Genomic DNA, 25545 nt, shown 5'->3' with positions numbered 1-25545 from the left:
TCATGCGCGGCCAGTGGTGTGTCTCTCCGGTGAATCCAGCTAGCGGGCCTGGAGCCTGTCGATGCCCAGCAGCTCGATGTCTTCGCTGCTGCAGCCGGTTCCGGCATAGGCGATGGTCAGTGAAGCCGTGTCTTCCGGCGGGTAGACGAGGAGCCCGGAGGTGGCCACCTGGCCGCAGGCATCGCCGTAGTTTTCCGGCCGGGTTTCCCGCAGGACCGCACCCGCCGACTGGCCCGGCTCAAGGACCACCAGGGTTTCGGGGGTGCCCTCGGACCGCACGGCGGGCGCACCAACCTGGCTTCCGGAGGCGCTGAGATAGGAGACACCAGGGAAGCCCATAGTGGAGCAGGTGGCTGTGGACGTATTGGTCAGCACCAGGGTGCGGTAGACACTGCCCGCCGCGCCGCCGCCGGCCGTGTCTTCCACCGAGCCGGCCAATTTGTCCGCGGTGCACAGCGGCACGCTGGACGGGACACCCGGTTCCGGGGAGGTGCTGGGCGCCGGCGTCGCAGTGTCAGAGGCACTGGCCGACGGCGAGGCGCTCGCCGTCGTACTCGAGGACGGGCTGGAAGTGGCGGACTCTTCTGAAGCGTTGTTGCTGGCACTGGAGCAGCCGCCCAGAAGCAGCGCCAGCCCGGCCAAGCCGGTGATCAGGGTGGCCGGGGCCTTCGAAACCGTAGTTCTCATGGATTCACCCTGAACCTGCGGCCGGACCGGGTCAAACCGCATCGCGGGGCGTTTCCGAACCACACCGAATTGTTACGAATGAGGCCAGTGTGGTTATTCGTGATGGTAGGGACGGCCGCCGGCGATTTCCTGGGCGCGGTAGACCTGTTCGGCGAGGATGAGCCGGACCAGCTGGTGCGGAAAAACCAGCGGGGAAAGCGACCAGACGAAGTCGGCGCGGTCATGCACGCCCTGGTCCACGCCGTAGGCACCGCCGATGATCAGCGTGACGTTGCGCGAATTATCGAGCGGTTTCTGCAGCGTTGTGGCCAGCTGCGGGGAGGTGATCGCCTTTCCCCGCTCATCGAGCAGGATCACGTAGTCGCTGCCCAGCTTGGCCAGCAGCCGTTCGGATTCCTCTTTCCGTGCAGCATCATTCTCCCGGGCGGAGTGCGGAATGGACACCCAGGACAGGTCGAAGGGTTTCTTCAGCCGCTTCTCATACCGGCGGATTCCATCGACCACCCAGTCCTCATGCTTGCGGCCGACCATCAGAACACGTAATGCCATGGTTCCATTCAATACCGGCTGCGGCCGGAGGCGGAAATGCCCGCCGCGTCTGCCCCTTGGAAGGGCGCGGGTCTAGACTCCCGGGCAGTGGGCGGAAAACCGAAGGAGCGCGGAGCATGAGCGAAACACGTGCCATCGTCCTAGGCGGCGGGGGAGTAGCCGGCATCGCGTGGGAGATGGGGGCAGTCGCCGCCCTGCTGCAGCAGGGGATCGATCTGAATGCGGCCGACCTGGTCGTGGGCACCTCGGCGGGGTCCATGGTGGGAGCGGCGCTGCGCATGGACCAGCTTCAGGCAGTGCTGGCGGCTCAGCTGGATGACGCCGGGCCGGGCGCGGACCAGATGCCCCAATCGTCCCCGGACGAGTCTTATAAGGAACCCAGCGGGTTCAGCTCGGAGGCTTTCGTCGAACTGACCGCGACGGCGGGCCGGGGCGACGGCGATGAGCTGGGGGCCCGCGCCCGTGTCGGCGAGCTGGCGCGCACCACCCCGGCGGTGATGACCGAGGGCGAGTGGGTTGCCAGCATCCGGGCGCTGTTGCCGGACAAGGACTGGCCGGCCAAGCCGTTCGGCATCACAGTGGTCGATGCGCTGGATGGGTCCTTTTCGGTCATGGATTCAACGTCCGACGTCGAACTCGCCCGGGCGGTGGCGGCCAGCTGTGCCGTGCCCACGGTGTGGCCTCCGGTCACGATCCAGGGTCGACAGTTTATGGACGGCGGGATGCGGTCGGCCACGAACGCCGACGTCGCCGAGGGATACGGGAAGGTGCTGGTGCTGGCATGCGGACCGGAGGCACCGGAGAGCCCGTTCGGACCGAGCCTGCCCCAGGCCATGGCCAAGCTGGAACAGCACAGCCGTACTTTCCTGCTGGAAGCGGATGACGCAGCGCTGAAGGAGTTCGGCGCCAATCCGCTGCTGCGTTCAACGCGCGGGCCGGCGGCGCGGGCCGGGAAGCGCCAGGCGGATGAAGTGGCGGCGGCTTTGCGGGAGTTCTGGGAGAGCTGAGTCCGGGCGGCTGGCATCTGGTTGCCACCGGGACTTAGGACTGTGGGTTTCAGGGCGGAGGAAGCTTCGTGGACTTCGGCCGCCCATCTGCTTTCCCGCCGTCGAGCCCTCCAATGCTCGCCACCTCGCCGATGAAGCGGCGTCCGGACACCTCGATCCAGCGGGAGGACGAGATTTCCTTGCGGACGAGCCACTTGCCGTCGTCGGGGCACTCCAGCACCACCAGGACCCCGCCTGGAGTCACGTGGTAGGCGTAGCGGGTGCCGTTCTCTTCGTCGTCGAGTTCTTCCACCGGGCTGTCTGGCCGCAGGATCCGTACCGTCACGGTGAGTCTCCGTCCTGTGGTTGCTGCGATCCGTGAACACGCCGGATCAGGGACAGGAGGGTAACAGCCTGTTGGGAACAGGCGACAGGGTAGGAACGGGCACAGGCTGGCAAACCGCCTTAGCGATTGCGGGGTACCCATATAATCCGAGGATGCTAAAAATGCGTTTCAACCGAGGCTTCCCCTCCCTGCAGCAGTCCTCCGAAGCACGCCGGGGCGAGCTGTGAGTGGCGGTCTCGTCGCCCTGCTGGACGACGTCGCCGCCCTGGCCCGGATAGCGGCTGCCTCGTTGGACGACGTCGCCGCCGGAGCCGCCAAAGCGGGAGCCAAGGCCGCCGGCGTCGTGATCGACGATGCAGCTGTCACACCGCAGTACGTGTCCGGGGCGGACCCCTCCCGCGAACTGCCGATGATCAAGCGGATTTTCTGGGGCTCGCTGCGGAACAAGCTGCTGATCATCCTGCCGGCGCTGCTGCTGATCAGTGCCTTTATCCCGGCCGTGATCCCGTTCATCCTGATGCTCGGCGGCACCTACCTTTGCTACGAGGGAGCGGAGAAAGTCTGGCACAAGTTCTTCGGCCACCACGCGGCTGAAAAGACTCCGGCGGTGGACCGCGGCCCCGGGGCGGAGAACAAGGTGGTCAAGGGTGCCATCACCACCGACTTCATCCTGTCCTGCGAGATTATGGTCATCTCGATGAATGAGGTGGCGGGGGAGTCCTTGTGGGTGCGGGCCCTCATCCTGGTGGTTGTGGCGATCGCGATCACGGCGCTCGTTTATGGGGCCGTCGCCCTCATCGTCAAGATGGACGACATCGGCCTGCACCTGACCACCAAGGACTCCGCTGGTTCGAAGCGTTTCGGTGCGCTGCTGGTCAAAGGCATGCCGTCCGTGCTGGCAGCGATCACCTTCGTTGGAACAATCGCCATGCTCTGGGTTGGCGGCCACATCATGCTGCAGGGGGTCTACGACCTCGGCTGGCACCTGCCCTATGACCTGGTCCACGTCCTCGAGACCCCGTTTGCCGGGATCCCGGTGGTGGGCGGTTTCCTGGCCTGGCTGGTGAACACCCTGTGCTCGGCCGTCCTGGGACTCGCCTGGGGTCTCGTCGTGATGGCTGTGCTGCATCCGCTGCTGAAGGTCCTGCCGTTCGGCAAGGCGAAGGACAAGGGTGCGCACGAGGGCGGCGCGGACGAAGGCGAGCAGCATAAGGACGGCGAGGTTGGGCCCTCGGCCGCCAGATAGCGGCGACGCGGCCGACGCCGTGGAGTTTCATACCCGGCAATGGCCTACGACAGACCAGGTGAGGGAAATGATTGCCGGCCTGATGCATTCCGCCGGTCCCACCTCTGAAGCTCACCTGATCGACTTCCTGCGCGCCCGGAGCCTCCATGTTGCCGTTGAAAGCCGCGCCCTCAACGGGACACAGATTAGCTACGACTTCGAGGCTCTCCGAACTCCTTTCACGGGTCAGTGCCACTTCGACGGCAGCTCGATAAAAGTCATTAGTACCTTCGGCGGAACCCGCACAGTGGTGGAAAGCCACCTGGAGCTGTACAAGAGCGACCTGATTCGTGGATGGGGAGAACCTCTCCAAGAGGAAGGCATGGCCAACGCTCCCCGCCTGGCCTGGCACCGGCCGAAGCGCACGCTCACCCTCGACGCTTTCTGGTCAGTGCCAGAATTCTCGGTCCTGATGCTGGCGGTCGAACTGAAACACACGGATTCGCCCGGAAGTTAGCAGCCCTGGGAAAAGCGGTCTTCTGCGCCGAGGAGGTCTAGGAGGTCTAGGAGGGAAGGGGAGGAGCGCTCCCCTTCCTCCTAGGGGAAATGGTTGCCTCGGGTGAGCAGGATTAGCTGCGCTTGAGGAACAGGCTGACGTCGTCGTTGCTGATGAGGTCAGGAACCGTCCAGCCGTCCAGGTCGTATTCGGCCAGGCAGAGGTCGGCGAAGCCCTTCATGGCGTCAGTGGTTCCCTGGGCCTGCGCGGCGAAGAGGATCTCGGCTTTGACGTTCTCGTGGTTGCCGGAGTAATTCCGTTCGTATAGTTCGTGCCGGCCCCCGAACTCGGTGCCGATCGAGTCCCAGAGCAGCTTCATGAGCTTGACCCGGTCCACGGCCTCGACGCCGGCGGATCCACGGACGTACTTGTCCAGATACGGGCGGATTTCCGGGGTCTTGAAATCCAGGGCACTGGAGTTGAGGTAGATCAGGCCGGAGGCAACGTCCTGTTCGATGATTTCCTTGATCCGCGGATAGCCGATGGCCATGAACATCCGGTAGGCAAGGCCGTAGTCCAGCTTGGGCAGGACAGTTCCGTTGGGGCCCGGGTCCGGGTTGAAGGTCATGCCGTCGATAAGCGCATGGAACATGTTGCGCCAGCCGAGGACCTCGCCCACGCGTGTTTGGACACCGCGGAAATCCTGCGTCCCGGCGATGTCCAGGGCTTTCATCAGCAGCCCCGCAATAAAGTCCAGCTTGGTGGCGAGCCGGATGACGCCCTGGAACGTAAAGCGGTTGATGAAGCCGGTCTGCGGGAAGAAGTTGTTGATCTTGTCCACGTCGCCGTAAGCGAAGACGTTCTCCCACGGGATCAGGACCTTGTCGAAGACGAACACTGAATCGTTCTCATCCAGCCGGCTCGAGAGCGGGTAATCGAACGGGGTGCCCATTACGGCGGCCTGGTGGCTGTATGAGGCGCGGCTGATGAGCTTCACTCCGGGCGCATCCGTCGGCACGGTGCAGATCAGCGCAAATTCCTTACGCTTGATCGGCAGCCCGTAGTGCGCGATGAAGTTGTAGTTAGTGATCGCCGAGCCGGTGGCCACCACTTTGGCCCCGGAGACGATGAGGCCCGAATCGGTTTCCTTTTCCACTTTCATAAAGACGTCGCCCACCTGGTCCGGCGGCAGGTGGCGGTCCACGGGCGGGTTGATGATGGCGTGGTTCCAGTACAGGACCTTTTCCTGCGACTCCTTATACCAACGCTTGGCGTTTTCCTGGAAGGGCTCGTAGAAGTCCGGCATCCCACCCAGGGTCCCCAGGAAGGAGGCCTTGTAGTCCGGGGAACGCCCCAGCCAGCCGTAGCCCATCCGCGCCCAGGTCTCGATGGCGGTCCGATCCTGCTTAAGATCCTCGACGCTGCGCGGGGCGCGGAAGAAGGACATCGTTTTGCCCCCGGACCCGGTGTCCGTAGGAACCATCAGCTTGTCCTGCAGCTCGGGTTTGTGCATCGCGTCGTAGAGTCGTGCGGTCATCCGGATGGAGTTCCGGAAAGCCGGGTGGGTGGTCACATCCTTGACGCGCTCGCCGTAGATCCACACCTCACGGTCGTCCTTGAGCGAATTGATGTATTCATCCCCCGTCATCGGCATTTTCGGGTTGGCGGGCGTAGTCCTTTCACTCATGGAGGGGCCGGAGGAAGGAACATTCTGGTCCAGGATCTCGGTCATGACTTTTCCTTTCGGGAAAAAGCGGGGCTAGAGGCTGTTGAAGGGTTTGAAGGAGCTGGAGCCGGCAAACCAGCCTGACTCGGGGGCATCGCCGGAATGGTCCCAGGGGGCACCCTCAACCAGCCTGCCGATTTCACGGAACTTCCCACCGAAGAACAAAAGCGGTGGCCGCTGGGTAATTTCCATTGCGATGACTTCGCCGACGACGATGATGTGGTCGCCGCCGTCGTAAATATTCCAGGGCCGGCATTCGAGCGTTGCCGCATTTTTAGTCAGCACAGGCACGGTGCCGTCAACGGTCCAGTCCGGTTCTTCGGCCATGACCTTTCCAGCAAAGTGCTGTGCCACATTCATCTGCTCCAACGAGAGGATGTTGATGGCGAACGGCGCACCCTCCAGGTAGCGGGCGGCGCGGGACGTCCGTGTGAGCGTCACCTGGGCCAGCGGTGGATCCAGGGAGACGGCGGTGAAGGCGTTGACGGTGGCGCCGTGCGGGACGCCGTCGTCCGATCGGGTGGTGACCACTGTGACGCCGGTGGCGAAGGTCCCGAAGGCGCGGCGGAGTTCGCGGGTGTCAATAGGGGTCATGACTGTGAGTCCCGGGGTTCAGTCCTGCGGGTCGAGGATGAAGTTGTAGGTGACTTCCCGGCCGGCACCATCCGCTCGGTCGGTCGGCGCCAGGACAAGCTCGGGCTTGACCGCCGAGGCGATGTCATCGGCGACATGCTCGTCGCCGTCGAAGTAGAGCTGCGTGGTGATCAGCTGGTGCTCCGGCGCGGCGACCTTCAGATGGATGTGGGCCGGGCGCCAGGCATGCCAGCCGGCCGCGGCGATGAGCTGGCCGCAGGCTCCGTCCGTGGGGATCTGGTACGGGGCAGGCTGCATGGTGTTGATGTGGAAGTTGCCGTCCTGGTCCGCGACGACCGTTGCGCGGAGGTTCCATTCCGGAAGACCAGGAGCGAACTGGGAATAGAAGCCGAGGTCGTCGGCGTGCCAGATTTCGATCCTGGCGCCGGCGAGCGGCTGCCCGGCCACACTGGTGACCTGGCCCTGGAAGAGCAGTGGGGTGCCGGGTTCGTCGTCGCGCATGGGAAGGGTGGCCGGCGAGTTCTGCTCGGGCGCATCAGGCACGTAGTAGGGCCCCTCGATTGTGCCCTTGGAGCCGTGCCGGTTGGCGTTGGCGACTTCCTCCACCGAGTGCTCAACCCAGACATCGAGGAACAGCGGCCACTCCCCGTCTTCGCCGACCTTGATGAGCCACGCCTTGAGCGCGTTGTACTCGTCGTAGCTGACCTGTTCATCAAGCACGACGTCGTTGACGGCTTTGATGACCTTGCCTGCGAGCTGGCTGACGCGCTCCTGGCTGGTTGCCGCTGTGGAATGCTTGTTCTCCCGGAACCGGGCGGTGGCGCCTGCGCCTGAAGCGGCGGCGGTGGGCTGAGTTTCCGTCGTCATTATGACTCCCTTGTCTCTGAACGCTTGTCTCTGAACGTCTCAGCGATACTTCCGGCCCCTGCCCGGCTCAGCTCGCCATAGCCGCTGGTCCAAGTCAGAATGTGACTGGCGTCACATTTTGATGGTGGAACCAGCCTAGGCAGCTAATTGAGTGAAGTGAAATACCCATTTGGGACCCATTGAAAGCTTTTGGGTATGAATATCTTTCGGGCGGCCTCAGTCCTGGCGGTACATTGCCAGCTTGTCGGCGTCGATTTCGGCACCCACGCCCGGAACTTCGCGGACCCTGATCGCGCCGTCGACAATGTTCAGGGGATGGGCCAGCAGATCATCCTTCATGTCCAGGAAGTTGGAAAGTTCCCCGGCCCGCCGAGAGCTGGCCTCAAACGCCGCACCAAACGTGACGGTGGCCAGGCTTCCCACCTGCGTATCGATCTGGTTACCCATGGTGACGTCCACGCCCAATCCCTCGCAGAGCCCCAGAATCTGCTGCGCCCCCGTAAATCCGCTCCTTGCCGTCTTGATGCAGACGGCAGTGCTTCCGCCGGAGAGTAGCTCGCGGGACACATCGCCCAGGGTGGGCATGCTTTCGTCTCCGACGATGGGGATCCTGGCCTGCTGGACAAGCCTTCGGCGGCCCAAGGCTTCGCCCGCCTCGCAGGGCTCCTCGAGCATGGACAGGCCAAGGTCTTCGGTGCGGCGCAGCACTTCCATCGCTTCGTTGGCGCTCCAGCCGCGGTTGGCGTCCAGATAGATCTCCGTGTCCGGCCCCAGCCCTTCGCGAAGCACCCGGCACGCCTCGACATCCAGCTCCAGGGGCCGCCGGCCCGTCTTCAGCTTGAAGGTGTTGATGCCGTACACGCTGCGGACTTCCAGGGCCTCGTCCAGGAGTTGAGCTGCCGGTTTGAAACCCAGCATGTGCGAAACCCGCATGCTGTCCGTGAACCCGCCCAGCAGTTTGTGGACCGGAGTACCCAGGGAAATGCCGATGGCGTCCCACAGCGCAATGTCCAAGGCACCCTTGGCGGTGGGGTTGTGGACGGTCCGCCGAAGGACCAGCTGGATCTTTGACCGGTCCAGGGGGTCCAAACCGATCAGCTGCGGTGCGAAAACCTTGGTCACCACGGAGATGATGGAATCCTGGGTCTCCCCGTAGGTATACGGCCTGGGCGGGGTGTCGGCAACGCCAACGATCCCGGTATCGGTGTGCACGCGGATCAGGACATGCTCCGCAGTGCTCACCTCGCCGCTGGCGAACTTCAGCGGGCGTGTGTATGGGATGGCGTAAGGAATGGCCTCAATGCTCGCGATCTTCATGGGTTGAGTCCTTTGTTCGCGGGGCTGCCGGGTGCGATGTTGGGCAGGGTATCGAAGAGGGCGAGGAAATTATCGATCAGCGGGGTCCGGTTATTCCGGTTCCAGGCCACGGCCAGGTCTACCGGCGGAGGATTCCGCAAGGGTCGGAAGACAACGCCCTGGAACGTGAACATCCGTGATGTCATGGGAACCAGGGCAATGCCCATTCCGGCCGCCACGAGCGAGAGCAGGGTCGAGGTCTCTTTCGCTTCCTGGACCATCCGCGGTTGGAAACCCGCCTGCCGGCAGGCATCCATGAAGATGGTGTTCACGGACGAATGCGCCGGATAGCCCATGAAATCCTGGTCCGCGAGCTCCTTTATGTCCAGGACGCCCTTTTCCGCGAGCTCGGAATCGGCCGGCAGAGCAGCCACCAACTGGTCCTGCTCAAGGAACTTCAGCTCCACTTCGGTAGAGCGGACCGGCGGCCGCAGCAGGGCGACGTCGAGGCGTCCGTCCTCAAGTGCCTCCTCCATCTGCGGGGTCAGCATTTCACCCTGCACCGTGATTCGAAGTCCGGGATGGCTGCGGCGCGCCGCCTGCACGATGAGCGGCATCAGCCGGTAGGTGGCAGTGCCGGTGAAGCCGGTGCGGATGACGCCGGTGGCACCCGCGCCCACCTGGGCGACGTCGGACTCCAGGGCCTCCAGTTCTTCCACGAGCCGCCGTCCGCGCTCCAACAGGAGCTGGCCGGCGGGCGTCAGGTCAACTTTCCGAGTAGTCCGCACGAAAAGGAGCGTCCCGAGTTGTTCCTCGAGCTGACGGATCTGCTGGGACAGAGGGGGCTGGGCCATGTGCAGCCGCTGTGCTGCCCGGCCGAAATGCCGCTCCTCGGCAACAGCGATGAAGTACCTGAGATGACGCGTCTCCATTGAAGCCCCCCACCAGTCCGACGCAGGCAGAATGCTCCGTCCCAAACAGATTAGGCCTGGGGATTAGTAAACAGAAGTACTCATTTTCATGAGAATGAGACGTTGAGGATATGAATCCAGTCTGCCGGCGCCAGCCATCACCTGCGCGGCAACCACCGGCGTCGGGCAGCAGGCCATCCCTGGATGCGAGGATGGATTCATGGCTAGCTTTGAAGACACGAGTTCCGAATCGAATGTTCTGCCCACGCCGTCGTTGGTGATCGATGAGGTCAGGCTCGATCGGAACATCGCCGCCATGGCCGATTTTGCCGCCAGGTCGGGTCTTTCGCTGCGTCCCCATGTGAAAACCCACAAGTCCATTGAGATTGCGCGCCGGCAGGTCGCAGCGGGTGCCACTGGCATCACGGTGGCGACCATCTCCGAGGCCGAGGTTTTCGCCGCGGCCGGCTTCACGGACATTTTCATCGCCTATCCGCTGTGGCTGGATGCGGACAAAGCCGCCCGCCTGCGGCGGCTCCTCGCAACGACCCTGGACGCAGCTTCCACCCCGCTGCTGATTGGTGTTGATTCCATCGACGGTGCAGCACAGTTGGCGAAGGCGGCAGCCGGGCTTCTGGACCGGGTGGCCGTGCTGGTCGAAGTGGATTCGGGGCACCACCGCAGCGGCGTTCCCGCCGGGCAAGCAGGAGTAATAGCATCAGCCGCGCGGCAGGCCGGCCTCGACGTCGCAGGAGTCTTCACCTTTCCCGGGCACAGTTATTCACCGGAGGGCCGCCGCGCGGCCTCCATCGACGAGGGCCGCGAGCTTGCCGCCGCCGTCGCTGCCCTGGCGGGCGTTGGCGTGAGTGCACGCATCGTCAGCGGTGGATCGACCCCTTCAGTGGAGTTTGCAGACACCGAGGTGCTCACGGAGCTGCGGCCCGGTGTGTACGTGTTCCGGGACGCGCAGCAGTGGGAACTGGGCATGTCCAGCCCGAGTGACATCGCACTGTCCGTGCGTGCCACCGTTGTCTCCAACCGCAACGGCCACCTCATTGCCGACGCCGGCAGCAAGGTACTCGGATCGGACCGGGGCGCCTTCTCCACCGGATTCGGACGCCTGCTCGACCACCCTGACGCCCGGATCACCGCACTATCCGAGCACCACGCAACGATCAGCGGCGTCGACCTGCTCCCTGGCACCCAGATCGACGTGGTCCCGAACCACGTGTGCATCGCGGTGAACCTGGCAGACGAATATGTGGTTCTGCGGGAGGGCTCCGTTGTGGATCGCTGGCCGGTCGATGCCCGCGGCGCGAACAGCTAGGCCGTGGCGTAAGCAAAAGCAGGGGATGACGCCTCCTGAGTAGCTGCCGGCTGCCCGAGGGTTGACCAGCGATGTCCCGCGCACAAGACTGCCAGCCATGAGCGATCATCGCAGCCTTCCCGAACCAGCTCCGTTCACCGCCGATGACTTCGCCGAGCGGTTGCGGCGGGCAGCCCGATCCGCCCAGGATGCCGGGCTCGATGGCATCCTGGTGACTCCCGGACCGGATCTGCTGTACCTCACCGGGTATGCGCCCGTGGCCATCACTGAACGCATCACCATGCTCGTGATCCCCGTCGACGCTGAGCCCGCCATGATCGTGCCGCGGCTCGAGCGGCCCGACGCGGAAGCGGCCACCGGTGCCTCGATTCTGCGGATCTCCGACTGGACCGACGGGAGCGACCCGTACAGGGAATCCGCGGCGCTGATGGACACCACCGGACGCTATGCCATTTCCGACTCGGCCTGGGCCATGCACCTCCTTGGCCTGCAGGACCGCCTGCCGAAGTCCTCCTATGTCTCGATGACCACAGCCTTGCCGATGCTGCGGGCGATCAAGGATGCGGACGAGGTTGAGCGGCTGGCAGCGGCCGGCGCGGCCGCGGACCAGGCGTACGAGGAGATCGTCACCATGCGGTTCGCTGGGCGCAGCGAGACCGACGTCGGCGCTGATCTCGCCGACCTGCTGCGCCAATTCGGGCATTCGCAGGTGGACTTCACCGTCGTCGGCTCGGGCCCGAACGGCGCCAACCCGCATCACGAGATCGGCCCGCGGATCATCGAGGACGGCGACATGGTGGTGCTCGACTTCGGTGGCCTCAAGGACGGCTACGGCTCAGATACGACGCGGACCGTGCACGTTGGCGAACCCACCGCCGAGGAGCGCGAGGTTCACGACGTCGTCCGGCACGCGCAGCAGGCCGGGTTCGAGGCTGTGCGGCCCGGCGTCCAGTGCCAGGAGATCGACCGTGTGGCCCGGGCGGTGATCACGGAAGCCGGCTACGGCGAGAACTTCATTCACCGCGTCGGGCACGGAATCGGGCTGACCACCCACGAACCGCCGTACATGGTGGAGGGCGAAACCCAGATCCTCCATCCCGGCATGTGCTTCTCGATCGAACCCGGAATCTATTTGCCGGGCAGGTTCGGCGTTCGGATCGAGGACATTGTGACGGTGGTGCCCGACGGCGGACGCCGGCTCAATCAGACCCCGCACGAGATGCGGATCGTCAGCTAGTTAAGGCATGAACACGCTCGAGCCCGATGCGGCTCTCATCCAGCTGACAGGCTGACCACCGGCGAGACCTGCGGCTGCACTCCCGAGGAGCGAGAGACCCCGTCGGTGTGAGGACTAGTGCAGGCCCACAAAATGCGCGGGCGGAGGGCAGCATGATGGATTGCTCGTTGATCATCGGTGAGCCGCGGTGTTGCCGGCTGGGCAAATCGCCCCAAGCCATGAGAAGGACATTCGGGGTCACCCGAATCGTCACAGCCGCGCCGGGTTGCCGGGAATGAGCGAGCCTGCCGCATCACCGCCAAGTTTCGATCCGGCCGTCGTCATTCGTTCCAGGGCGTACATCTCTGCGCTCGGGCTGGCTGCGGTCTTGGGTGTTCCCATCTCGGTCATTGCGTACGGTTTTCTCGCTTTGGTCGCGGTGGTCCAGCAATACGTCTTCGTCGGCCTGCCGGAACAAGTCCTCGGGGGTCCCGTTCCTGCCTGGTGGCCGGTTCCGTGGTTGGTGCTGTGCGGGCTGTTGACGGCGTTGACCATCCGGTATCTGCCGGGAACCGCGGGCCACTCACCGGCTTTCGGATTCAAGACGGGCGGGCCTCCGCCCAGCGGCCGGGAGCTTGTGGGCATCGTCCTTGCGGCGCTGACCACGCTCAGCCTGGGCGCGGTGCTCGGGCCCGAAGGACCGCTGATCGCGATCGGTGCCGGCCTCGGGGCGTTGGCCGTGCACTTGGTGAAGAAGGACGCTCCACCGATGGCGCTGACGATCATGGCGTCGGCTGGTAGTTTCGCGGCGATCAGTACCCTGCTCGGATCCCCCGTGCTCGGTGCATTCCTGATCATGGAGGCCGCCGGGATCGGGGGAATGACGCTGAGCCTGGTGGCCCTGCCCGGACTGCTCGCTTCCGGCGTCGGGGCATTGGTGTTCGTCGGCTTGGACAGCTGGAGTGGGCTGGGCAGCTTCTCGCTGGCGCTGCCCGTGGTCCCGCCGGCGGTTCCGCCGACAGTGGCCACGTTGGGCTGGGCGGTGGTCATGGGTGCGGCCGGCGCACTGTTGGGATGGTTGATCCGATGGCTCTCGCTGTCGCTTCGTCCGGTCGTGCACCTCAACCGGATGTTGGTGACGTCTGTGCTCGGCCTGCTAATCGGTCTCACTGCGATGGCTTACCAGTTGATCTCCGGGCAAAGCTACACGCAAGTGTTGTTCTCGGGGCAGGACGCGCTTCCGGAACTGGTCGAAAACGCCGCGGGCTACTCGCTTGCCGTGCTGGTCCTGCTGATCGTTTGTAAGGCCCTGGTCTACGGGCTCTCGCTCAGCGCATTCCGTGGCGGCCCGGTGTTCCCGTCATTGTTCATCGGTGCCGCGCTCGGTATTGCTGCGAGCGGATTGCCTGGCATGGATCTTGCGGCAGCGATCGGCATGGGCATGGGAGCCATGTGCGCCGCTATGCTGCGACTGCCGTTGACCTCCACACTGCTGGCCACGCTGCTGCTGGGAGCGGACGGCGTCGCCGTCACACCCCCGGTTGTGGTCGCTGTGGCGGTGGCCTTCGTGGTCACCAATGTGCTCCCGGCCCCGGGCCCGAAGGCGGCACCCGGCCCTGCTGGAAGCGTCCAGCAACCGGCTCCCGCAAGGTCCGCCCACGAAACCAACACCTCGAGCGCGGACCGTTCGACTGTTAGGGGCCGGCCGACCGCCTGGTTGTTCATCATTGGCTCGAGCCTGTTCGCCTTGGGCACGGTGCCGCCATACGCCGAGGCCGTGGGATTGCGCGCGGCCGCCGCAACTTTCTTCGTCGGATCGCTGTTCTTCACCTCTGCGGCGTTCCTGCAGTACCGCGAAGCCGTTGATGCACTCCCTCCCGTGGGGGCCGCGCGGCGCCATACGTTTTGGGTGTGGGCACCGCGGCATCCCGAATGGCTCGCTGGTGCAGTTCAACTCGCCGGCACACTGTGGTTCAACTGGAGTACGGGAAACGCACTGCAGGTCAATCTGAATGCGGAACTGACCGACCAACGGGTCTGGCGACCCGACGCCCTGGGTTCCGCCGCCTTCCTCGTCGCAAGCGGTGTCGCGTTGCGATACGCCGGCCGCGCCATGGCCGGCCGGCCAAGACCGAAGACGTGGAAGATCGCCGTGATCAACATGGCCGGCTCTGTTGCCTTCGGCGTCTCGGCTCTCGCGGCCTTCGTCATACCCTCGAGCGGCGATCTATGGAACGCCCACCTGTCCAACCTCGGCACACTCGTGGGAGCCCTGTGTTTCCTTACCGGCGCGCTGCTGATGCTGAGCCCGGAAGCCACCAACGACTCGGTTCCTGCCGCCCGGGGAACACCTCCGTAACCGCGCTTCAACATCTCTGAAGGAGCAATGATGTCAATAAATGACCAGTCAGCTAGTTAAAGAGGATCACTTTCCGCGGCCTCCCTCAGCCGCGTCTGCCCGTACAGAGCGGTCCACGCTTGGAAACCGCCGATCAGATCGGTCGCGCGGGCCAGCCCCAGCCGCTGCAGGGTGTGTGCAGCGAGGCTGGAACTATAGCCCTCATTGCAGACCACCACGATCCGCCGGGCTGGATCTCCGGCGGACGGCAGGCGGTGGGCGCTGGAGGGATCGAGCCGCCACTCGAGAACGTTTCGGTCGATGACGACTGCTCCCGGAAGCGCACCGTCACGTTCCCGCTGATCGACCGGACGCGTGTCAACAACAAGGGCGCCGGCTGCCATCTCCCGCTCAAGCTCCGAAGCAGAAACACGCTCGAGCCCGATGCGGCTCTCAACCAGCAATTGGTCGATCGTAAGCGTCCCGGGAGAATCGCTGGCACCTGACGTGCACTGGCGGGCCGCGGCGTCGTCGTCGGAGATCTGACCCTGCTCCACGTTTTCCTCGCTCTGTCCGCTGGTCGGTCGTTCCACTATAGGTCTGATTCCAGGGCGGACAGCAGGCGGGCTGCTGAGTCTCTAGGTAAACACAGCAAAAGAGAAAGGCCCCGGTTCCCTTGATTTACAAGGGAAACCGGGGCCTTTCTCATACGCGGTGACGGTGGGATTTGAACCCACGTTGGCTTTCACCAAACAACATTTCGAGTGTTGCACCTTCGGCCGCTCGGACACGTCACCAACGCGTCAACCTTACCGGGTCAGAGGCCTGAGACCCAAAACGTCCCGTTCACTGCCGATTAGGCAGTTCCCGCGCACGGCGCCGAGCCCAAACTACAGGTCGACGACGTCGTTCTTGCCGATGTCCGGAGTCTTCCCGGTCACCGCGCTTCTGCCGATCTTGAAGATGCTGGCGACCTTTGGTTCGTCGAGCACCCAGTATTCGGCGGTGTGGGTGTCGACCTTGATCAGGGCGATCGTCGGATCGTTGCGGCCCTGCTCGAACCAGGCGGCCGCCGAGGCCTTCCAAAGTTCCTGAATCTTCTCCGGGTCCTTGGAAATCTCCGCCCGCCCGCTGATCGAGAGGTAGCCCTTTTTATCCGCCACTGAAACGTTGACGTTCGGGTTGGCTCGGATCTCATCGGCCTTCGGCGACGGGTCCTGGGTGAAGAACCACAGATTGCCGTCTGAATCGACCTCCTGCAGCTCCAACGGCCGGCTGACTAGATTCCCCGAGAGGTCCAGTGTGGTGAGGTTCCCGATCTTCGCGTGCTCCAGAATGCTGACGACGCGGTCAACACCTTCCTGATGCTCTGAACTCATGCCGGCTCCTAGCTGCTGCTGTTTCACGGACAAAAAGCAAGCCTACTTACTGGTCGGCTGTCAGGGAACCGCCGGGCATCCGCCGTGCACCGAAAAACTCCCGGAGCAGAGCCCCGGACTCCGCTTCCCGGACGCCGGGAAACACCTCTACCCAGTGGTTCAGCCGGGGCTCACGCAGAATCTCGAACACCGATCCCGATGCGCCGGCCTTTTCGTCCCAAGCCCCGAACACCACCCGCGGGATACGGGCCAGCACAATCGCACCCGCACACATGGCGCACGGCTCCAGCGTGACCACCAGGGTGCAGCCGGCCAGCCGCCATTCGCCGACGGCCGCCGCGGCGGCCCGGATGGCCACGACCTCGGCGTGCGCGGTGGGGTCGCCGGTGGCTTCACGCTCGTTGCGTCCCGTCCCCAAAATCCGCCCGTCAGGGCCCACAACGACGGCGCCAATCGGCACGTCCGCCGTCGTCAGCGCGCTCCGCGCCTCATCCAGGGCGAGTCCCATCCAGGCTTCGTGCGCAGAGGTGAGGGATTCCATACCGCTATGGTCCCTTATTTCCCCCTGCGCCCCGCAATTTCCGCCCGGGTTGGGAAAGCCTCGATGGTAGTTTGGATTCATGCGCGTACAAGTAGTGGATCATCCCCTCGTAGCCCACAAACTGACCGTTCTCCGGGACAAGGACACCCCTTCCCCGGTCTTCCGTCAGCTCACCGAAGAACTCGTGACCCTACTGGCGTACGAGGCCACCCGCAACGTCCGGGTAGAGGCCGTCAACATCGAAACGCCGGTCACCGCGGCCGTCGGAACCGGGCTCGTTAAGCCCACTCCGCTCGTGGTCCCGATTCTCCGTGCCGGGCTCGGCATGCTGGAAGGCATGACCCGGCTGGTTCCGACCGCAGAGGTTGGCTTCCTTGGTATGGCCCGCAACGAGGAAACGCTGGAGGCCATTACTTACGCCGAACGCCTTCCGGATGACCTGACCGGACGTCAGGTCTTCGTCCTGGACCCCATGCTCGCTACCGGAGGCACCCTTCGCGAGGCGATCAAGTTCCTGTTCAAGCGCGGCGCCGCGGAGATCGTGTGCATCTGCCTGCTGGGCGCCCCGGAGGGGCTGAGCGTCCTCCAGGAAGAGCTGGCCGACGCGAACGTCACCATCGTCCTGGCTTCCATCGATGAGCGGCTGGATGAGAACGCCTATATCGTGCCCGGCTTGGGGGATGCTGGGGATCGGCTCTACGGGGTCGTCAACTAGTCCTTCAGGCCACCAAAGCGGGCCGGTCTGTCTCAATATGTGGACAACACCCAATCGCTTGACTTCCAGCGGTTCATAAGTGTGCTTATGAGCCGCTGTGTTGTTTAACCACCCAGGGGAGAGCCAATCCCTTGTGAAACCGCCATTTTTTGGCGGTAGCCCAGGTTTGGAAATCACGCCACCCGGAGTGCGTATACGTGAGTTCAGTCACAAACCCACGTATGAAGTCCACTATTTGAGACATGCCCGACTTTGTTACTTGTGCGTATCTCTTTGTTACATGCAATAATCCGTAACGTGAACATCCACACGACAGCATGTGTCGCAGATCTACTTTCCGGCAGCCATGCCGGCAGGAAGAACTGCTGTCGTCAAATGCCAGCTTAGGGACAACACCCCCATCCCCAGGCAACACAAAAGCCCAACGAAGGGCACAACCCCTGCGCCATCTCGACCGGGCACACCCCCTGCAAAGTGCCGTGATGACGGCAATTCACCATGAGGTCCCAAAATGTCAGTAGCATCCGGGTACGTCCACATCTCCCTTCGCAATGCTCAGAACCGTTCGGCAGGAATGCCCCGTCAAATGGCGGCCGGATTCCCCCGCCCGTTCGGTGTCCCGGGTGCCGCCCAGCAGTTCCCCGGCCAGGTCATTCCCACCGGCATGCCGTTGCGTTCGGCCTCGCCTGAAGGGCTGCCAATGACAGCTCCCACTCCCGTCGTCGCGTCCTCCGGGTCAACCGGGGCTTCCGGCGCGCAGCCCGCGTCCAACGACACCGTTGCCCGCGGCTTTGTGATCTACGTCGGACTCGACGAGGACACCGCTGCCGCCAGCGGCACCACGCTGACCAAGCTGGCGCAGGAAATCAGGGCCCACGTCCAGACACTCGTTCCCGGCGCGCAGAGCCATGCCGCCGTGGCACTGGCGCCGACGGACGCGCCCGGCTCGGACATCGACGTCGTTCGCCAGGCCCTGGGTGACCCGACGGTGAACCGCCGCCTGCGCCAGGAGCCGGTGGCTGCGCCCGTGCAGCCGAGCGCTCCCCGGCCCTCCGGTGTGCTGATCGATCTCTCCCGGCGCGAAGTCCACCTCGACGGTGAAACCCTGAACCTCACGTTCAAGGAGTTCGAGCTGCTGAACTACCTGGTGGAGAACGCCTCCCGCACAGTGGGCCGCGAAGAGCTGCTCTCTGGCCTGTGGCGAAATGCGGAGGAAATGCCCAACGAGCGGACCATCGACGTCCACATCCGCCGCCTGCGCTCCAAGCTTGGACGCCTGGCCAACACGGTCCGGACGGTGCGCGGCCAGGGCTACCGCTTCTACGAACACCCCGAGGTCGTCGTCTGGGCGGCACCGGAATACAGCATCTAGGCCCACGGCGGGGAGCCCGCCGATAGACTTGGCCCATGAGCGGCCACCACGTGAAGAAACTAATGCTGCTGAGGCATGCCAAGGCAGACTGGCCGCGCGAGGTCACCCTGGACCACGAACGACCGCTGTCCGGGCGCGGACACCGCGATGCGCCGCAGGCCGGGATCTGGATGCGGGAGCACGACGCCGTTCCGGACTTCATTCTCTGCTCCTCCGCGCTGCGCACCAGGCAGACCTGTACCTGGGTGTGTGACGAGCTGGGGGAGAAGGCACCCACGGCGAAACTGGAGGACCGGCTGTACGACGCCTCCGCCGGGTCTATCCTCACGGTCATTAACCACATGCCGGAAACCGTCACGAGCCTGCTGGTGATCGCGCACATGCCCGGCGTCCAGGACCTCGCGATGCGGCTGGCATCGGTCTCCTCCGACGAGGATGCGGTGATGGACATGGCAACCCGCTATCCGACCTCCGGGCTGACAGTTATGGACGTGGAAATCCCCTGGGCCGAGCTGGATGGCCGGGACGCAAAGATCACCCACTTCGTGGTTCCCCGCGGTTAGCTGGTCCCGGGCAGCAGCCTAAAGCCCGTATTTCTCCAGCAGGCGCAGCCAGACCTCGCTGATGGTGGGGTAGGCCGGAACCGCGTGCCAGAGTCGGTCCAGCGGGACCTGTCCGGTAACCGCAATGGTGGCCGCATGCAGCAGCTCGGCGACACCCGGGCCGGCGAACGTGAACCCCACCGGGATGCGCCGGTCGTCATCCACCACCATCTGCGCCCAGCCGGAATATCCGTCCGCGAACAGGGAGGACCCTGCGACGCTGATGGGCAGGGACGTCTCGGAGATCCGGATCCCGCGCTCCCGTGCCTGTTCCGGCAGCAGGCCCACCATCGCGATTTCGGGGTCCGTAAAAACGACCTGCGGAACGGCTGTATGGTCCGCGGTGGCTGCGTAGCGGCTCCACGGCGGGGGAGGCCCGAAGCCGATCTCTCCCCTGGCCCGGGCTGCGATCGCTGCGCCGGCTGCCCGGGCTTCGTACTTGCCCTGATGGGTGAGCAGGACCTTTCCGGCTGCGTCACCGATGGCGTAAAGCCAGTTGCCCGCTCCTGTAACCAGACCGCTGTCGTCGGTCTCCAGCCCCGCCGGGTCCAGCCCCACGTTCTCCAGGCCCAGGCCATTCAGTGCGCGCCGCCGGCCGGTCGCCACCAGCAGCTTGTCACCGTACAGGAATCCGCCGCCGGGCAGGGCCAGCACGACGGCGCCGGATTCGTCCTGGAAGACCCGTTCGGCCGACGTATCGGTGTAAATCTTCACCCCGTCGGCGCGCAGGGCCTTGGCCACAAGGTCTGCGGCCGGGCGCGGGAACAGTTCCAGCAGGCTGTGGCGCACCACGAGCGAGACCTCGGATCCCAGCCGGGCATACGCCTGCGCCAGCTCGGTTCCGGCCACACCGCCGCCCAGGACCAGCAGCCGGCCGGGCACCTCGGAGGATGAGGTCGCGTCCGCCGTGCCCCAGAAACTGATATCTGACAGTCCGTCGAGTGGCGGTGTCACGGGCTTGGAGCCTGTGGCCAGCACGACGGCGTGCCGGGCGCTGATGGAGGCGGCGGTGCCGGCGTCGTCGGTAATCTCAACGGTTCGTTCCGCGCTGATCCGGGCGCGGCCGCGGACCAGGCCGATGCCGGTGTTCTCTACCCATTTGACCTGCCCGGCGTCGTCCCAGTGGGAGGTAAAGGAGTCCCTGCGCTGGAAAACCGCTGGAACATCGAGGGTGCCCCTGACCGCTTCGCGTGTGCCGGCCACAGCCTTGGCCTCGGCCAGTACGGAACCCGGACGCAGAAGCGCCTTCGATGGCATGCAGGCCCAGTAAGAGCATTCCCCGCCAAGCAGCCCCGACTCCACCAGGACAGCCTCAAGACCTAATTCCACTACGCGGCCGGCGGCGTTCTCGCCCGCGGCTCCGCCCCCAATGACTACAACGTCTGTCTCCAAGGATTCAGCCATGCGACCGAGCCTTCCATCTGCGCCCGCCCGCGACAAGTGGCGGGCGAAGGCGGAGGACATGGCACCGAAACGAAAAAACCCGGTCCGACCGCATTTCTGCTGGTCGAACCGGGTTTCAGTGGTGCGCGCGAAGGGATTCGAACCCCCAACCTTCTGATCCGTAGTCAGATGCTCTATCCGTTGAGCTACGCACGCATTTTGGAATATCCTTGGATTCTTCGCTTTTCAGCGCTTCTTTCAAGTTCATCCGTGGCTGTTTGGCCGTAGATAACTATAGCGGGGTTCCAGGGAGAACGCCAATCGGGTTCTGTGACGCTTGCGGACTAGACCGGTCTATATGACCTTCGTCACACAAAAGGGTCCTGGGAGATGAAATCTCCCTGAAATCTAGGGAACAAGGGAGGCCTGCGCCACATAGGTAGTATCTTTCCGCTCCAGAACTACCGGGATGGCCAAATAGCATCAAAAAACACCACTGACCCAACGAAGGGAAGAGTCATGGGCGATGACGCGCGTCAGCTAGTTCTCGATGAGAGCGGCAACGCTGCTCCTGGCCAATCGCAGGACAGCACGATCAAGGGGACCTCCAGCGAGGCACCCACTACCCACCCGGCCCTGCTTGCCTGGGTGCAGCAGGTGGCCGAGCTGACGCAGCCCGCCGCGGTCTATTGGGTTAACGGTTCGGAAGACGAAAACACGGTGCTGACGGATGAACTGGTGGAAGCCGGCACCCTGATGCGGCTGAACCCGGAAACCTTCCCGAACTCCTTCGCGGCCTTCTCTGACCCCAAGGACGTTGCCCGCGTCGAGGAGCAGACCTTTATCTGCTCCGAGAAGAAGGAAGACGCCGGCTTCACCAATAACTGGATGGCCCCGGCCGAGATGCACGCCAAACTGGACGGGCTCTTCGCCGGTTCCATGCGCGGCCGCACCATGTACGTCATTCCGTTCGTGATGGGACACCTCGATGCCGAGGACCCGAAGTTCGGCGTGGAACTCACCGACAGCGCCTACGTGGTCGCGTCCATGCGCATCATGGCCAACATCGGCACCGATGTGCTGCGCAAGATGGAGGAGCTGGACGCGTTCTTCGTTCCGGCCCTGCACTCCGTTGGCGCTCCGCTGGCCGAAGGCGAAGCCGATGTGGCCTGGCCCTGCAATGAGGAAAAGTGGATTGTCCACTTCCCCGAGGACCGTTCCATTTTCTCCTACGGCTCCGGCTACGGCGGCAACGCCCTGCTCGGCAAGAAGTGCTACGCCCTGCGCATCGCCTCGGTCATGGCGCGCGATGAAGGCTGGCTCGCCGAGCACATGCTCATTCTCAAGCTGACCAGCCCGCAGAAGAAGGACTACTACGTCTCGGCGGCCTTCCCGTCAGCCTGCGGGAAGACCAACCTGGCCCTGCTCGATCCCACGGTCGAAGGCTGGAAGGTCGAAACCCTGGGCGACGACATCACCTGGATGCGGTTCGGCAAGGACGGCGAACTGCGGGCCACCAACCCGGAGGCCGGCCTGTTTGGCGTAGCCCCCGGCACCGGCTGGAGCACCAACCCCAACGCCATGCGCGCCATCGCCAAGGGCAACTCCATCTTCACCAACGTCGCCCTGACCGACGACGGCGGAGTCTGGTGGGAAGGCATGACTGACGAGGCGCCGGAGCACCTGATCGACTGGCGCGGCAACGAATGGACTCCCGACTCGGAGACCCCGGCCGCGCACCCGAACTCGCGCTTCTGCACCCCGATCGACCAGATCGACATGCTGGCCCAGGAGTACTACTCCCCGGAGGGCGTGCCGGTTTCGGCCATCCTCTTCGGCGGGCGCCGCAAGACCACCGTCCCCCTGGTCACCCAGGCCCGGGACTGGACCAGCGGCATCTTCATGGGCTCCACGCTGTCCTCGGAGACCACTGCTGCCGCCGCCGGCGCCGTAGGCGTTGTCCGCCGCGATCCGATGGCCATGCTGCCGTTTATGGGTTACGACGCCGGCGACTACCTCAAGCACTGGCTCACACTCAGCGGCGCCGCGAACCAGGACAAGCTGCCCGGCATTTTCCTGGTCAACTGGTTCCGGCGGACGGCCGACGGCGGGTTCGCCTGGCCCGGCTTCGGAGACAACTCACGCGTGCTGAAATGGGTCATCGAACGCCTCGAAGGAACCGCTGACGCAGTGGAAACCCCGATCGGCTACGTGCCGACCGGCGACTCGATCGACCTCACCGGGCTGGACATGACCCCGGCCGACGTCGAAGCCGCAGTGCGCGTCGACCCGGCCGAATGGGAAACCGAGCTGGCCGGGATCGACGAGTGGTACGCCCGTTTCGGCGCCTCGCTGCCCGAGGAACTCTCGGCGAAGCTGGCCGAGCTCAAGGAGCGCTTCGCCGCAGCGAAGTAAAGCCTGGCTCGAAGACCAAAAGGGAGGATCCCGCACCTGGTGCGGGATCCTCCCTTTTGGTTACAGCGACTCCTGGCTGGACTAATCTGCCCGGCCAGGGCGCGGCAGGCTAGGACTCGGCGTCGTCGTCCGCTGTTTCTTCCGCTGCCCAGACGATCGGCTCCCCGGATTCCCAGATGGGGTCGTTGAACGTCCACGCGCCATCCTGCTGGGAGTAGGTCTGGATCGCGGAGATGCAGACGCCCTCGGAGTGCTCGGCCACCACATGGATGGCGTCGGTGCCTTCATCCGGCAGGGTGATGTCGGAGAAGACGGCTACGGCGCGGTTCTGGTCCTTCTGATCCGCCAGCACGGTGTAGAGGTCATCGATCATGGCCTCGGCATCCAGCTCTTCGTCGCTCTCCTCGGGGGAGACGGCGACCATGCGCAACTCGCCGTCGTTCTGCACCACCAGGGCGGCGGGCAGGAATGCCCCCTGCGCCTCGAGCTGTTCCTGCGTGACACCGAGGGCGGTGCCCAACAGCGAGTTCAGGTCATCCTGTACCTGGGCGGAGGGTTCTCCGCCGGCCAGTTCTACATCAGCCATGAGCTCATTTCCTAACTAGTTCAAGGACACGGTCGCGGACCTGCTCCATGGTGGAGAGGTCCTCTGCCTCGGCATTCAGCCGGAGGAAGGGTTCGGTATTGGACGCGCGGAGGTTGAACCACCACGCTCCGTCATCTGAAGTGAAAGTCAATCCGTCCAGGGTGTCGATGGTGACGCCGGGCCGGTCGAACTCAGCGCTGACCCGGTCCACTGCGGCCTGCACGTCGTCGAGCTTTGAATTGATCTCGCCCGAGGAGAAGTACGGCTCGTATTCGCGGGCCAGGTCCGAGAGCGGCAGCTCCTGTTCGCCGAGGGCGGCCAGGACGTGCATGGCCGCCAGCATGCCGGTGTCAGCGTTGTAGAAGTCACGGAAGTAGTAGTGCGCGGAGTGCTCGCCGCCGAAGACCGCTTCCTCGGAGGCCATCAGGGCCTTGATGAAGGAGTGCCCCACGCGGGTGCGGACGGCACGGCCGCCCGCGGCTTCAACCAGTTCCGGCACGGCGCGGGAGGTGATCAGGTTGTGGATGATGACCGGCACGTCCTCGCCGGCAGCCTTCGCACGGGCTATCTCGCGCCGGGCAACCAGGGCGGTGATCGCCGAGGGGCTCACCGGGGCACCGAGTTCGTCAATGACGAAGCAGCGGTCTGCATCGCCATCGAAGGCCAGGCCAAGGTCCGCGCCGTGCTCGACGACGGCGGCCTGCAGGTCGCGGAGGTTCTCCGGTTCCAGCGGGTTGGCCGGGTGGTTCGGGAAGGACCCGTCCAGTTCGAAGTACAGCGGCACGATGTCCAGGGGAAGGCCCGGCAGGAGTGAGTCGCCGAGGACAGCGGGCGTCGTGAGGCCGGCCATGCCGTTGCCGGCGTCGACCACTACCTTCAGCGGCCGGATCCCGCCGAGGTCCACCAGCTCCCGCAGGTAAGCGGCATAGTCGCCGAGGACGTCCTTGACGCTGATCTGGCCGGGGTTCTCGACTGAGGGGATCACGCCGTCGTTGAGGTAGCGCTCGGCAGCCTTCTGGATTTCCTTCAAGCCGGTCTCGGAAGAGATCGGAACAGCGCCGGCCTTGGACATTTTGATGCCGTTGTACTGGGCCGGGTTGTGGCTCGCGGTGAAGGTGACGCCGGCAGCGTTGAGCGAACCGCAGGCGTAGTAAAGCTCATCGGTGGAGATCAGGTCCAGGAGCAGCACGAACGCGCCGCGGGCCGTGGCGCCGGACGCGAAGTCCTTGATGAACTCCGGGGAGGACTGGCGCATGTCGCCGCCGACCACGATGGTTTCACCGGAAAGCTCCAGCACATCGACGAAGGCAGCGCCGACAGCCTTCACGATCTGCGGAGTGATGGTCTCGCCTACCACGCCCCGGACATCGTAGGCCTTGAAGGAGGCAGAAAGATCAAATGCAGTAGTCACGCCTTGCAGTCTATAGGGGCGCGCCGTCCAGCCCGGCAAACGGGCGGCCGCCGGTTGTGCACGGGCGGTTTTTTCCACAACAGTCCGGCAGGGGGCACCGAGGTGTCGGCGGAGGCTGGAATAGTGGAAACCATGGAACCCGTATCCGTATCGAACGTCCAGCCTTCAGCGACGACTCCCGGCCAGGCCGGGGACCCCGCTCTGCGGGCGGAGGCCACCGCCCTGCTGCGCGCCCTGGTGGGCCGGGAAGACGCAGAGTTTCACGAGGGACAGTACGAGGCGATTGAGGCCCTGGTTCGGGGCGGGCGCCGGGCCCTGGTGGTCCAGCGCACCGGCTGGGGCAAGTCCGCGGTCTACTTTGTTGCCAGCCTGCTGCTGCGTGCCCGCGGTGCCGGACCGACGCTGATCGTCTCGCCGCTGCTGGCGCTGATGCGCGACCAGGTCGCTGCCGCGGCCCGCGCCGGTGTCCGCGCGGCGGCCATCAACTCGGCCAACCAGCTGGAGTGGCAGGACATCTCCGCCCGGCTGGAAGCGGACGACGTCGACGTCCTCCTGGGCTCCCCGGAACGGCTGAACA

Annotated in this window: 25 protein-coding genes and 2 tRNA genes; 11 read left to right on the top strand and 16 right to left on the bottom strand. The window is 64.6% G+C overall.

What is annotated here, in order from left to right:
• Positions 1 to 39: 39 nt before the first annotated feature.
• Positions 40 to 687 (bottom strand): DUF4232 domain-containing protein, encoded by a 648-nt coding sequence (locus tag RTN46_RS03255; RefSeq protein WP_312178988.1) that lies wholly within the window; start codon positions 685 to 687, stop codon positions 40 to 42.
• Positions 688 to 780: 93 nt separating this feature from the next.
• The gene (locus RTN46_RS03250; RefSeq protein ID WP_312178987.1) at positions 781 to 1236 is read right to left on the bottom strand and encodes a 23S rRNA (pseudouridine(1915)-N(3))-methyltransferase RlmH; all 456 of its coding nucleotides are present in this window, start codon (positions 1234 to 1236) and stop codon (positions 781 to 783) included.
• Between the two features lie 116 nt (positions 1237 to 1352).
• On the opposite strand from RTN46_RS03250, the gene RTN46_RS03245 reads away from it, so the two are divergent.
• A complete protein-coding gene (locus RTN46_RS03245) occupies positions 1353 to 2243 on the top strand; it encodes a patatin-like phospholipase family protein (protein WP_312178986.1) in 891 nt (296 codons plus the stop codon).
• A 49-nt stretch (positions 2244 to 2292) separates the two neighbouring features.
• On the opposite strand, the gene RTN46_RS03240 is transcribed toward RTN46_RS03245, so the two are convergent.
• Complete coding sequence (locus tag RTN46_RS03240; protein ID WP_312178985.1) at positions 2293 to 2568, bottom strand: hypothetical protein; 276 nt, start codon at positions 2566 to 2568, stop codon at positions 2293 to 2295.
• Between the two features lie 223 nt (positions 2569 to 2791).
• On the opposite strand from RTN46_RS03240, the gene RTN46_RS03235 reads away from it, so the two are divergent.
• Positions 2792 to 3814, top strand: a complete 1023-nt coding sequence (locus RTN46_RS03235; RefSeq protein WP_312178984.1) for a DUF808 domain-containing protein — start codon at positions 2792 to 2794, stop codon at positions 3812 to 3814.
• Between the two features lie 58 nt (positions 3815 to 3872).
• Positions 3873 to 4310: a hypothetical protein gene (locus tag RTN46_RS03230; RefSeq protein WP_312178983.1), complete on the top strand. Its 438-nt coding sequence runs from the start codon at positions 3873 to 3875 to the stop codon at positions 4308 to 4310.
• A gap of 112 nt (positions 4311 to 4422) precedes the next feature.
• Here the strand turns inward: RTN46_RS03230 and RTN46_RS03225 are convergent, their stop codons facing one another.
• The 5 genes from RTN46_RS03225 to RTN46_RS03205 all read right to left on the bottom strand — a co-directional run bounded on the left by RTN46_RS03225 (position 4423) and on the right by RTN46_RS03205 (position 9704).
• The gene (locus RTN46_RS03225; RefSeq protein WP_312178982.1) at positions 4423 to 6021 is read right to left on the bottom strand and encodes a 4-hydroxyphenylacetate 3-hydroxylase N-terminal domain-containing protein; all 1599 of its coding nucleotides are present in this window, start codon (positions 6019 to 6021) and stop codon (positions 4423 to 4425) included.
• A gap of 27 nt (positions 6022 to 6048) precedes the next feature.
• A complete protein-coding gene (locus RTN46_RS03220; RefSeq protein ID WP_312178981.1) occupies positions 6049 to 6609 on the bottom strand; it encodes a flavin reductase family protein in 561 nt (186 codons plus the stop codon).
• 18 nt (positions 6610 to 6627) lie between these two features.
• Complete coding sequence (gene catA / locus RTN46_RS03215) at positions 6628 to 7476, bottom strand: catechol 1,2-dioxygenase (RefSeq protein ID WP_312178980.1); 849 nt, start codon at positions 7474 to 7476, stop codon at positions 6628 to 6630.
• 216 nt (positions 7477 to 7692) lie between these two features.
• On the bottom strand, positions 7693 to 8793 hold the full coding sequence (locus tag RTN46_RS03210) for an enolase C-terminal domain-like protein (RefSeq protein ID WP_312178979.1): 1101 nt from the start codon (positions 8791 to 8793) through the stop codon (positions 7693 to 7695).
• Positions 8790 to 9704: a LysR substrate-binding domain-containing protein gene (locus tag RTN46_RS03205; protein ID WP_312178978.1), complete on the bottom strand. Its 915-nt coding sequence runs from the start codon at positions 9702 to 9704 to the stop codon at positions 8790 to 8792. The genes RTN46_RS03210 and RTN46_RS03205 overlap by 4 nt, the downstream gene beginning before the upstream one ends.
• 199 nt (positions 9705 to 9903) lie before the next feature.
• On the opposite strand from RTN46_RS03205, the gene RTN46_RS03200 reads away from it, so the two are divergent.
• The 3 genes from RTN46_RS03200 (at position 9904) to RTN46_RS03190 (ending at position 14585) form a co-directional block, all read left to right on the top strand.
• Positions 9904 to 11010, top strand: a complete 1107-nt coding sequence (locus tag RTN46_RS03200) for an alanine racemase (protein WP_312178977.1) — start codon at positions 9904 to 9906, stop codon at positions 11008 to 11010.
• 97 nt (positions 11011 to 11107) lie between these two features.
• Entirely contained in the window at positions 11108 to 12247 is a 1140-nt protein-coding gene (locus RTN46_RS03195) for an aminopeptidase P family protein (protein ID WP_312178976.1), read from the top strand.
• Between the two features lie 274 nt (positions 12248 to 12521).
• Positions 12522 to 14585, top strand: coding sequence for a chloride channel protein (locus RTN46_RS03190; protein ID WP_312178975.1), 2064 nt, complete (start codon positions 12522 to 12524; stop codon positions 14583 to 14585).
• 56 nt (positions 14586 to 14641) lie between these two features.
• Here RTN46_RS03190 and RTN46_RS03185 read toward each other — a convergent pair whose 3' ends face one another.
• From RTN46_RS03185 to tadA, 4 genes are all read right to left on the bottom strand, one after another.
• Entirely contained in the window at positions 14642 to 15157 is a 516-nt protein-coding gene (locus RTN46_RS03185; RefSeq protein WP_312178974.1) for a rhodanese-like domain-containing protein, read from the bottom strand.
• Positions 15158 to 15276: 119 nt separating this feature from the next.
• Positions 15277 to 15361: transfer RNA gene (locus tag RTN46_RS03180), tRNA-Ser, on the bottom strand.
• 93 nt (positions 15362 to 15454) lie between these two features.
• Complete coding sequence (locus RTN46_RS03175; protein ID WP_312178973.1) at positions 15455 to 15943, bottom strand: pyridoxamine 5'-phosphate oxidase family protein; 489 nt, start codon at positions 15941 to 15943, stop codon at positions 15455 to 15457.
• A gap of 46 nt (positions 15944 to 15989) precedes the next feature.
• A complete protein-coding gene (gene tadA / locus RTN46_RS03170; RefSeq protein ID WP_312178972.1) occupies positions 15990 to 16484 on the bottom strand; it encodes a tRNA adenosine(34) deaminase TadA in 495 nt (164 codons plus the stop codon).
• Positions 16485 to 16563: 79 nt separating this feature from the next.
• On the opposite strand from tadA, the gene upp reads away from it, so the two are divergent.
• The 3 genes from upp (at position 16564) to RTN46_RS03155 (ending at position 19134) form a co-directional block, all read left to right on the top strand.
• Positions 16564 to 17199: a uracil phosphoribosyltransferase gene (gene upp / locus RTN46_RS03165; protein WP_312178971.1), complete on the top strand. Its 636-nt coding sequence runs from the start codon at positions 16564 to 16566 to the stop codon at positions 17197 to 17199.
• 511 nt (positions 17200 to 17710) lie between these two features.
• On the top strand, positions 17711 to 18571 hold the full coding sequence (locus RTN46_RS03160; protein ID WP_312178970.1) for a winged helix-turn-helix domain-containing protein: 861 nt from the start codon (positions 17711 to 17713) through the stop codon (positions 18569 to 18571).
• A gap of 35 nt (positions 18572 to 18606) precedes the next feature.
• Positions 18607 to 19134, top strand: coding sequence for a histidine phosphatase family protein (locus RTN46_RS03155; protein WP_312178969.1), 528 nt, complete (start codon positions 18607 to 18609; stop codon positions 19132 to 19134).
• A gap of 18 nt (positions 19135 to 19152) precedes the next feature.
• Here RTN46_RS03155 and RTN46_RS03150 read toward each other — a convergent pair whose 3' ends face one another.
• On the bottom strand, positions 19153 to 20577 hold the full coding sequence (locus tag RTN46_RS03150; RefSeq protein ID WP_312178968.1) for an NAD(P)/FAD-dependent oxidoreductase: 1425 nt from the start codon (positions 20575 to 20577) through the stop codon (positions 19153 to 19155).
• Positions 20578 to 20696: 119 nt separating this feature from the next.
• A tRNA-Arg gene (locus RTN46_RS03145) sits at positions 20697 to 20772 on the bottom strand.
• Between the two features lie 303 nt (positions 20773 to 21075).
• Between RTN46_RS03145 and RTN46_RS03140 the strand changes: the two genes are divergently transcribed.
• Positions 21076 to 22971: a phosphoenolpyruvate carboxykinase (GTP) gene (locus tag RTN46_RS03140; protein ID WP_312178967.1), complete on the top strand. Its 1896-nt coding sequence runs from the start codon at positions 21076 to 21078 to the stop codon at positions 22969 to 22971.
• Positions 22972 to 23080: 109 nt separating this feature from the next.
• Here RTN46_RS03140 and RTN46_RS03135 read toward each other — a convergent pair whose 3' ends face one another.
• Together RTN46_RS03135 and RTN46_RS03130 are read right to left on the bottom strand one after the other, a co-directional pair.
• Positions 23081 to 23557, bottom strand: a complete 477-nt coding sequence (locus RTN46_RS03135) for a hypothetical protein (protein WP_312178966.1) — start codon at positions 23555 to 23557, stop codon at positions 23081 to 23083.
• A 4-nt stretch (positions 23558 to 23561) separates the two neighbouring features.
• Positions 23562 to 24968, bottom strand: a complete 1407-nt coding sequence (locus tag RTN46_RS03130; RefSeq protein WP_312178965.1) for a phosphomannomutase/phosphoglucomutase — start codon at positions 24966 to 24968, stop codon at positions 23562 to 23564.
• A 132-nt stretch (positions 24969 to 25100) separates the two neighbouring features.
• Here RTN46_RS03130 and RTN46_RS03125 point away from each other — a divergent pair.
• Positions 25101 to 25545: DEAD/DEAH box helicase (locus RTN46_RS03125; RefSeq protein ID WP_312178964.1), on the top strand; the 445-nt coding region annotated here is incomplete at its 3' end.

This window comes from Arthrobacter sp. (assembly GCF_031988865.1).
GTDB lineage: Bacteria > Actinomycetota > Actinomycetes > Actinomycetales > Micrococcaceae > Arthrobacter_B.
The sequence above is the reverse complement of the archived record's forward strand: the minus strand, read 5'-3'. Positions and strand labels throughout refer to the sequence as shown.

What these genes read in the sequence shown, in the direction of transcription:
- RTN46_RS03255 (WP_312178988.1), bottom strand. Translation starts at nt 687, where the DNA reads ATGAGAACTACGGTTTCGAAGGCCCCGGCCACCCTGATCACCGGCTTG.
- RTN46_RS03250 (WP_312178987.1), bottom strand. Translation starts at nt 1,236, where the DNA reads ATGGCATTACGTGTTCTGATGGTCGGCCGCAAGCATGAGGACTGGGTG.
- RTN46_RS03245 (WP_312178986.1), top strand. Translation starts at nt 1,353, where the DNA reads ATGAGCGAAACACGTGCCATCGTCCTAGGCGGCGGGGGAGTAGCCGGC.
- RTN46_RS03225 (WP_312178982.1), bottom strand. Translation starts at nt 6,021, where the DNA reads ATGACCGAGATCCTGGACCAGAATGTTCCTTCCTCCGGCCCCTCCATG.
- RTN46_RS03220 (WP_312178981.1), bottom strand. Translation starts at nt 6,609, where the DNA reads ATGACCCCTATTGACACCCGCGAACTCCGCCGCGCCTTCGGGACCTTC.
- catA (WP_312178980.1), bottom strand. Translation starts at nt 7,476, where the DNA reads ATGACGACGGAAACTCAGCCCACCGCCGCCGCTTCAGGCGCAGGCGCC.
- RTN46_RS03210 (WP_312178979.1), bottom strand. Translation starts at nt 8,793, where the DNA reads ATGAAGATCGCGAGCATTGAGGCCATTCCTTACGCCATCCCATACACA.
- RTN46_RS03205 (WP_312178978.1), bottom strand. Translation starts at nt 9,704, where the DNA reads ATGGAGACGCGTCATCTCAGGTACTTCATCGCTGTTGCCGAGGAGCGG.
- RTN46_RS03200 (WP_312178977.1), top strand. Translation starts at nt 9,904, where the DNA reads ATGGCTAGCTTTGAAGACACGAGTTCCGAATCGAATGTTCTGCCCACG.
- RTN46_RS03195 (WP_312178976.1), top strand. Translation starts at nt 11,108, where the DNA reads ATGAGCGATCATCGCAGCCTTCCCGAACCAGCTCCGTTCACCGCCGAT.
- RTN46_RS03190 (WP_312178975.1), top strand. Translation starts at nt 12,522, where the DNA reads ATGAGCGAGCCTGCCGCATCACCGCCAAGTTTCGATCCGGCCGTCGTC.
- RTN46_RS03175 (WP_312178973.1), bottom strand. Translation starts at nt 15,943, where the DNA reads ATGAGTTCAGAGCATCAGGAAGGTGTTGACCGCGTCGTCAGCATTCTG.
- tadA (WP_312178972.1), bottom strand. Translation starts at nt 16,484, where the DNA reads ATGGAATCCCTCACCTCTGCGCACGAAGCCTGGATGGGACTCGCCCTG.
- upp (WP_312178971.1), top strand. Translation starts at nt 16,564, where the DNA reads ATGCGCGTACAAGTAGTGGATCATCCCCTCGTAGCCCACAAACTGACC.
- RTN46_RS03160 (WP_312178970.1), top strand. Translation starts at nt 17,711, where the DNA reads ATGTCAGTAGCATCCGGGTACGTCCACATCTCCCTTCGCAATGCTCAG.
- RTN46_RS03155 (WP_312178969.1), top strand. Translation starts at nt 18,607, where the DNA reads ATGAGCGGCCACCACGTGAAGAAACTAATGCTGCTGAGGCATGCCAAG.
- RTN46_RS03150 (WP_312178968.1), bottom strand. Translation starts at nt 20,577, where the DNA reads ATGGCTGAATCCTTGGAGACAGACGTTGTAGTCATTGGGGGCGGAGCC.
- RTN46_RS03140 (WP_312178967.1), top strand. Translation starts at nt 21,076, where the DNA reads ATGGGCGATGACGCGCGTCAGCTAGTTCTCGATGAGAGCGGCAACGCT.
- RTN46_RS03135 (WP_312178966.1), bottom strand. Translation starts at nt 23,557, where the DNA reads ATGGCTGATGTAGAACTGGCCGGCGGAGAACCCTCCGCCCAGGTACAG.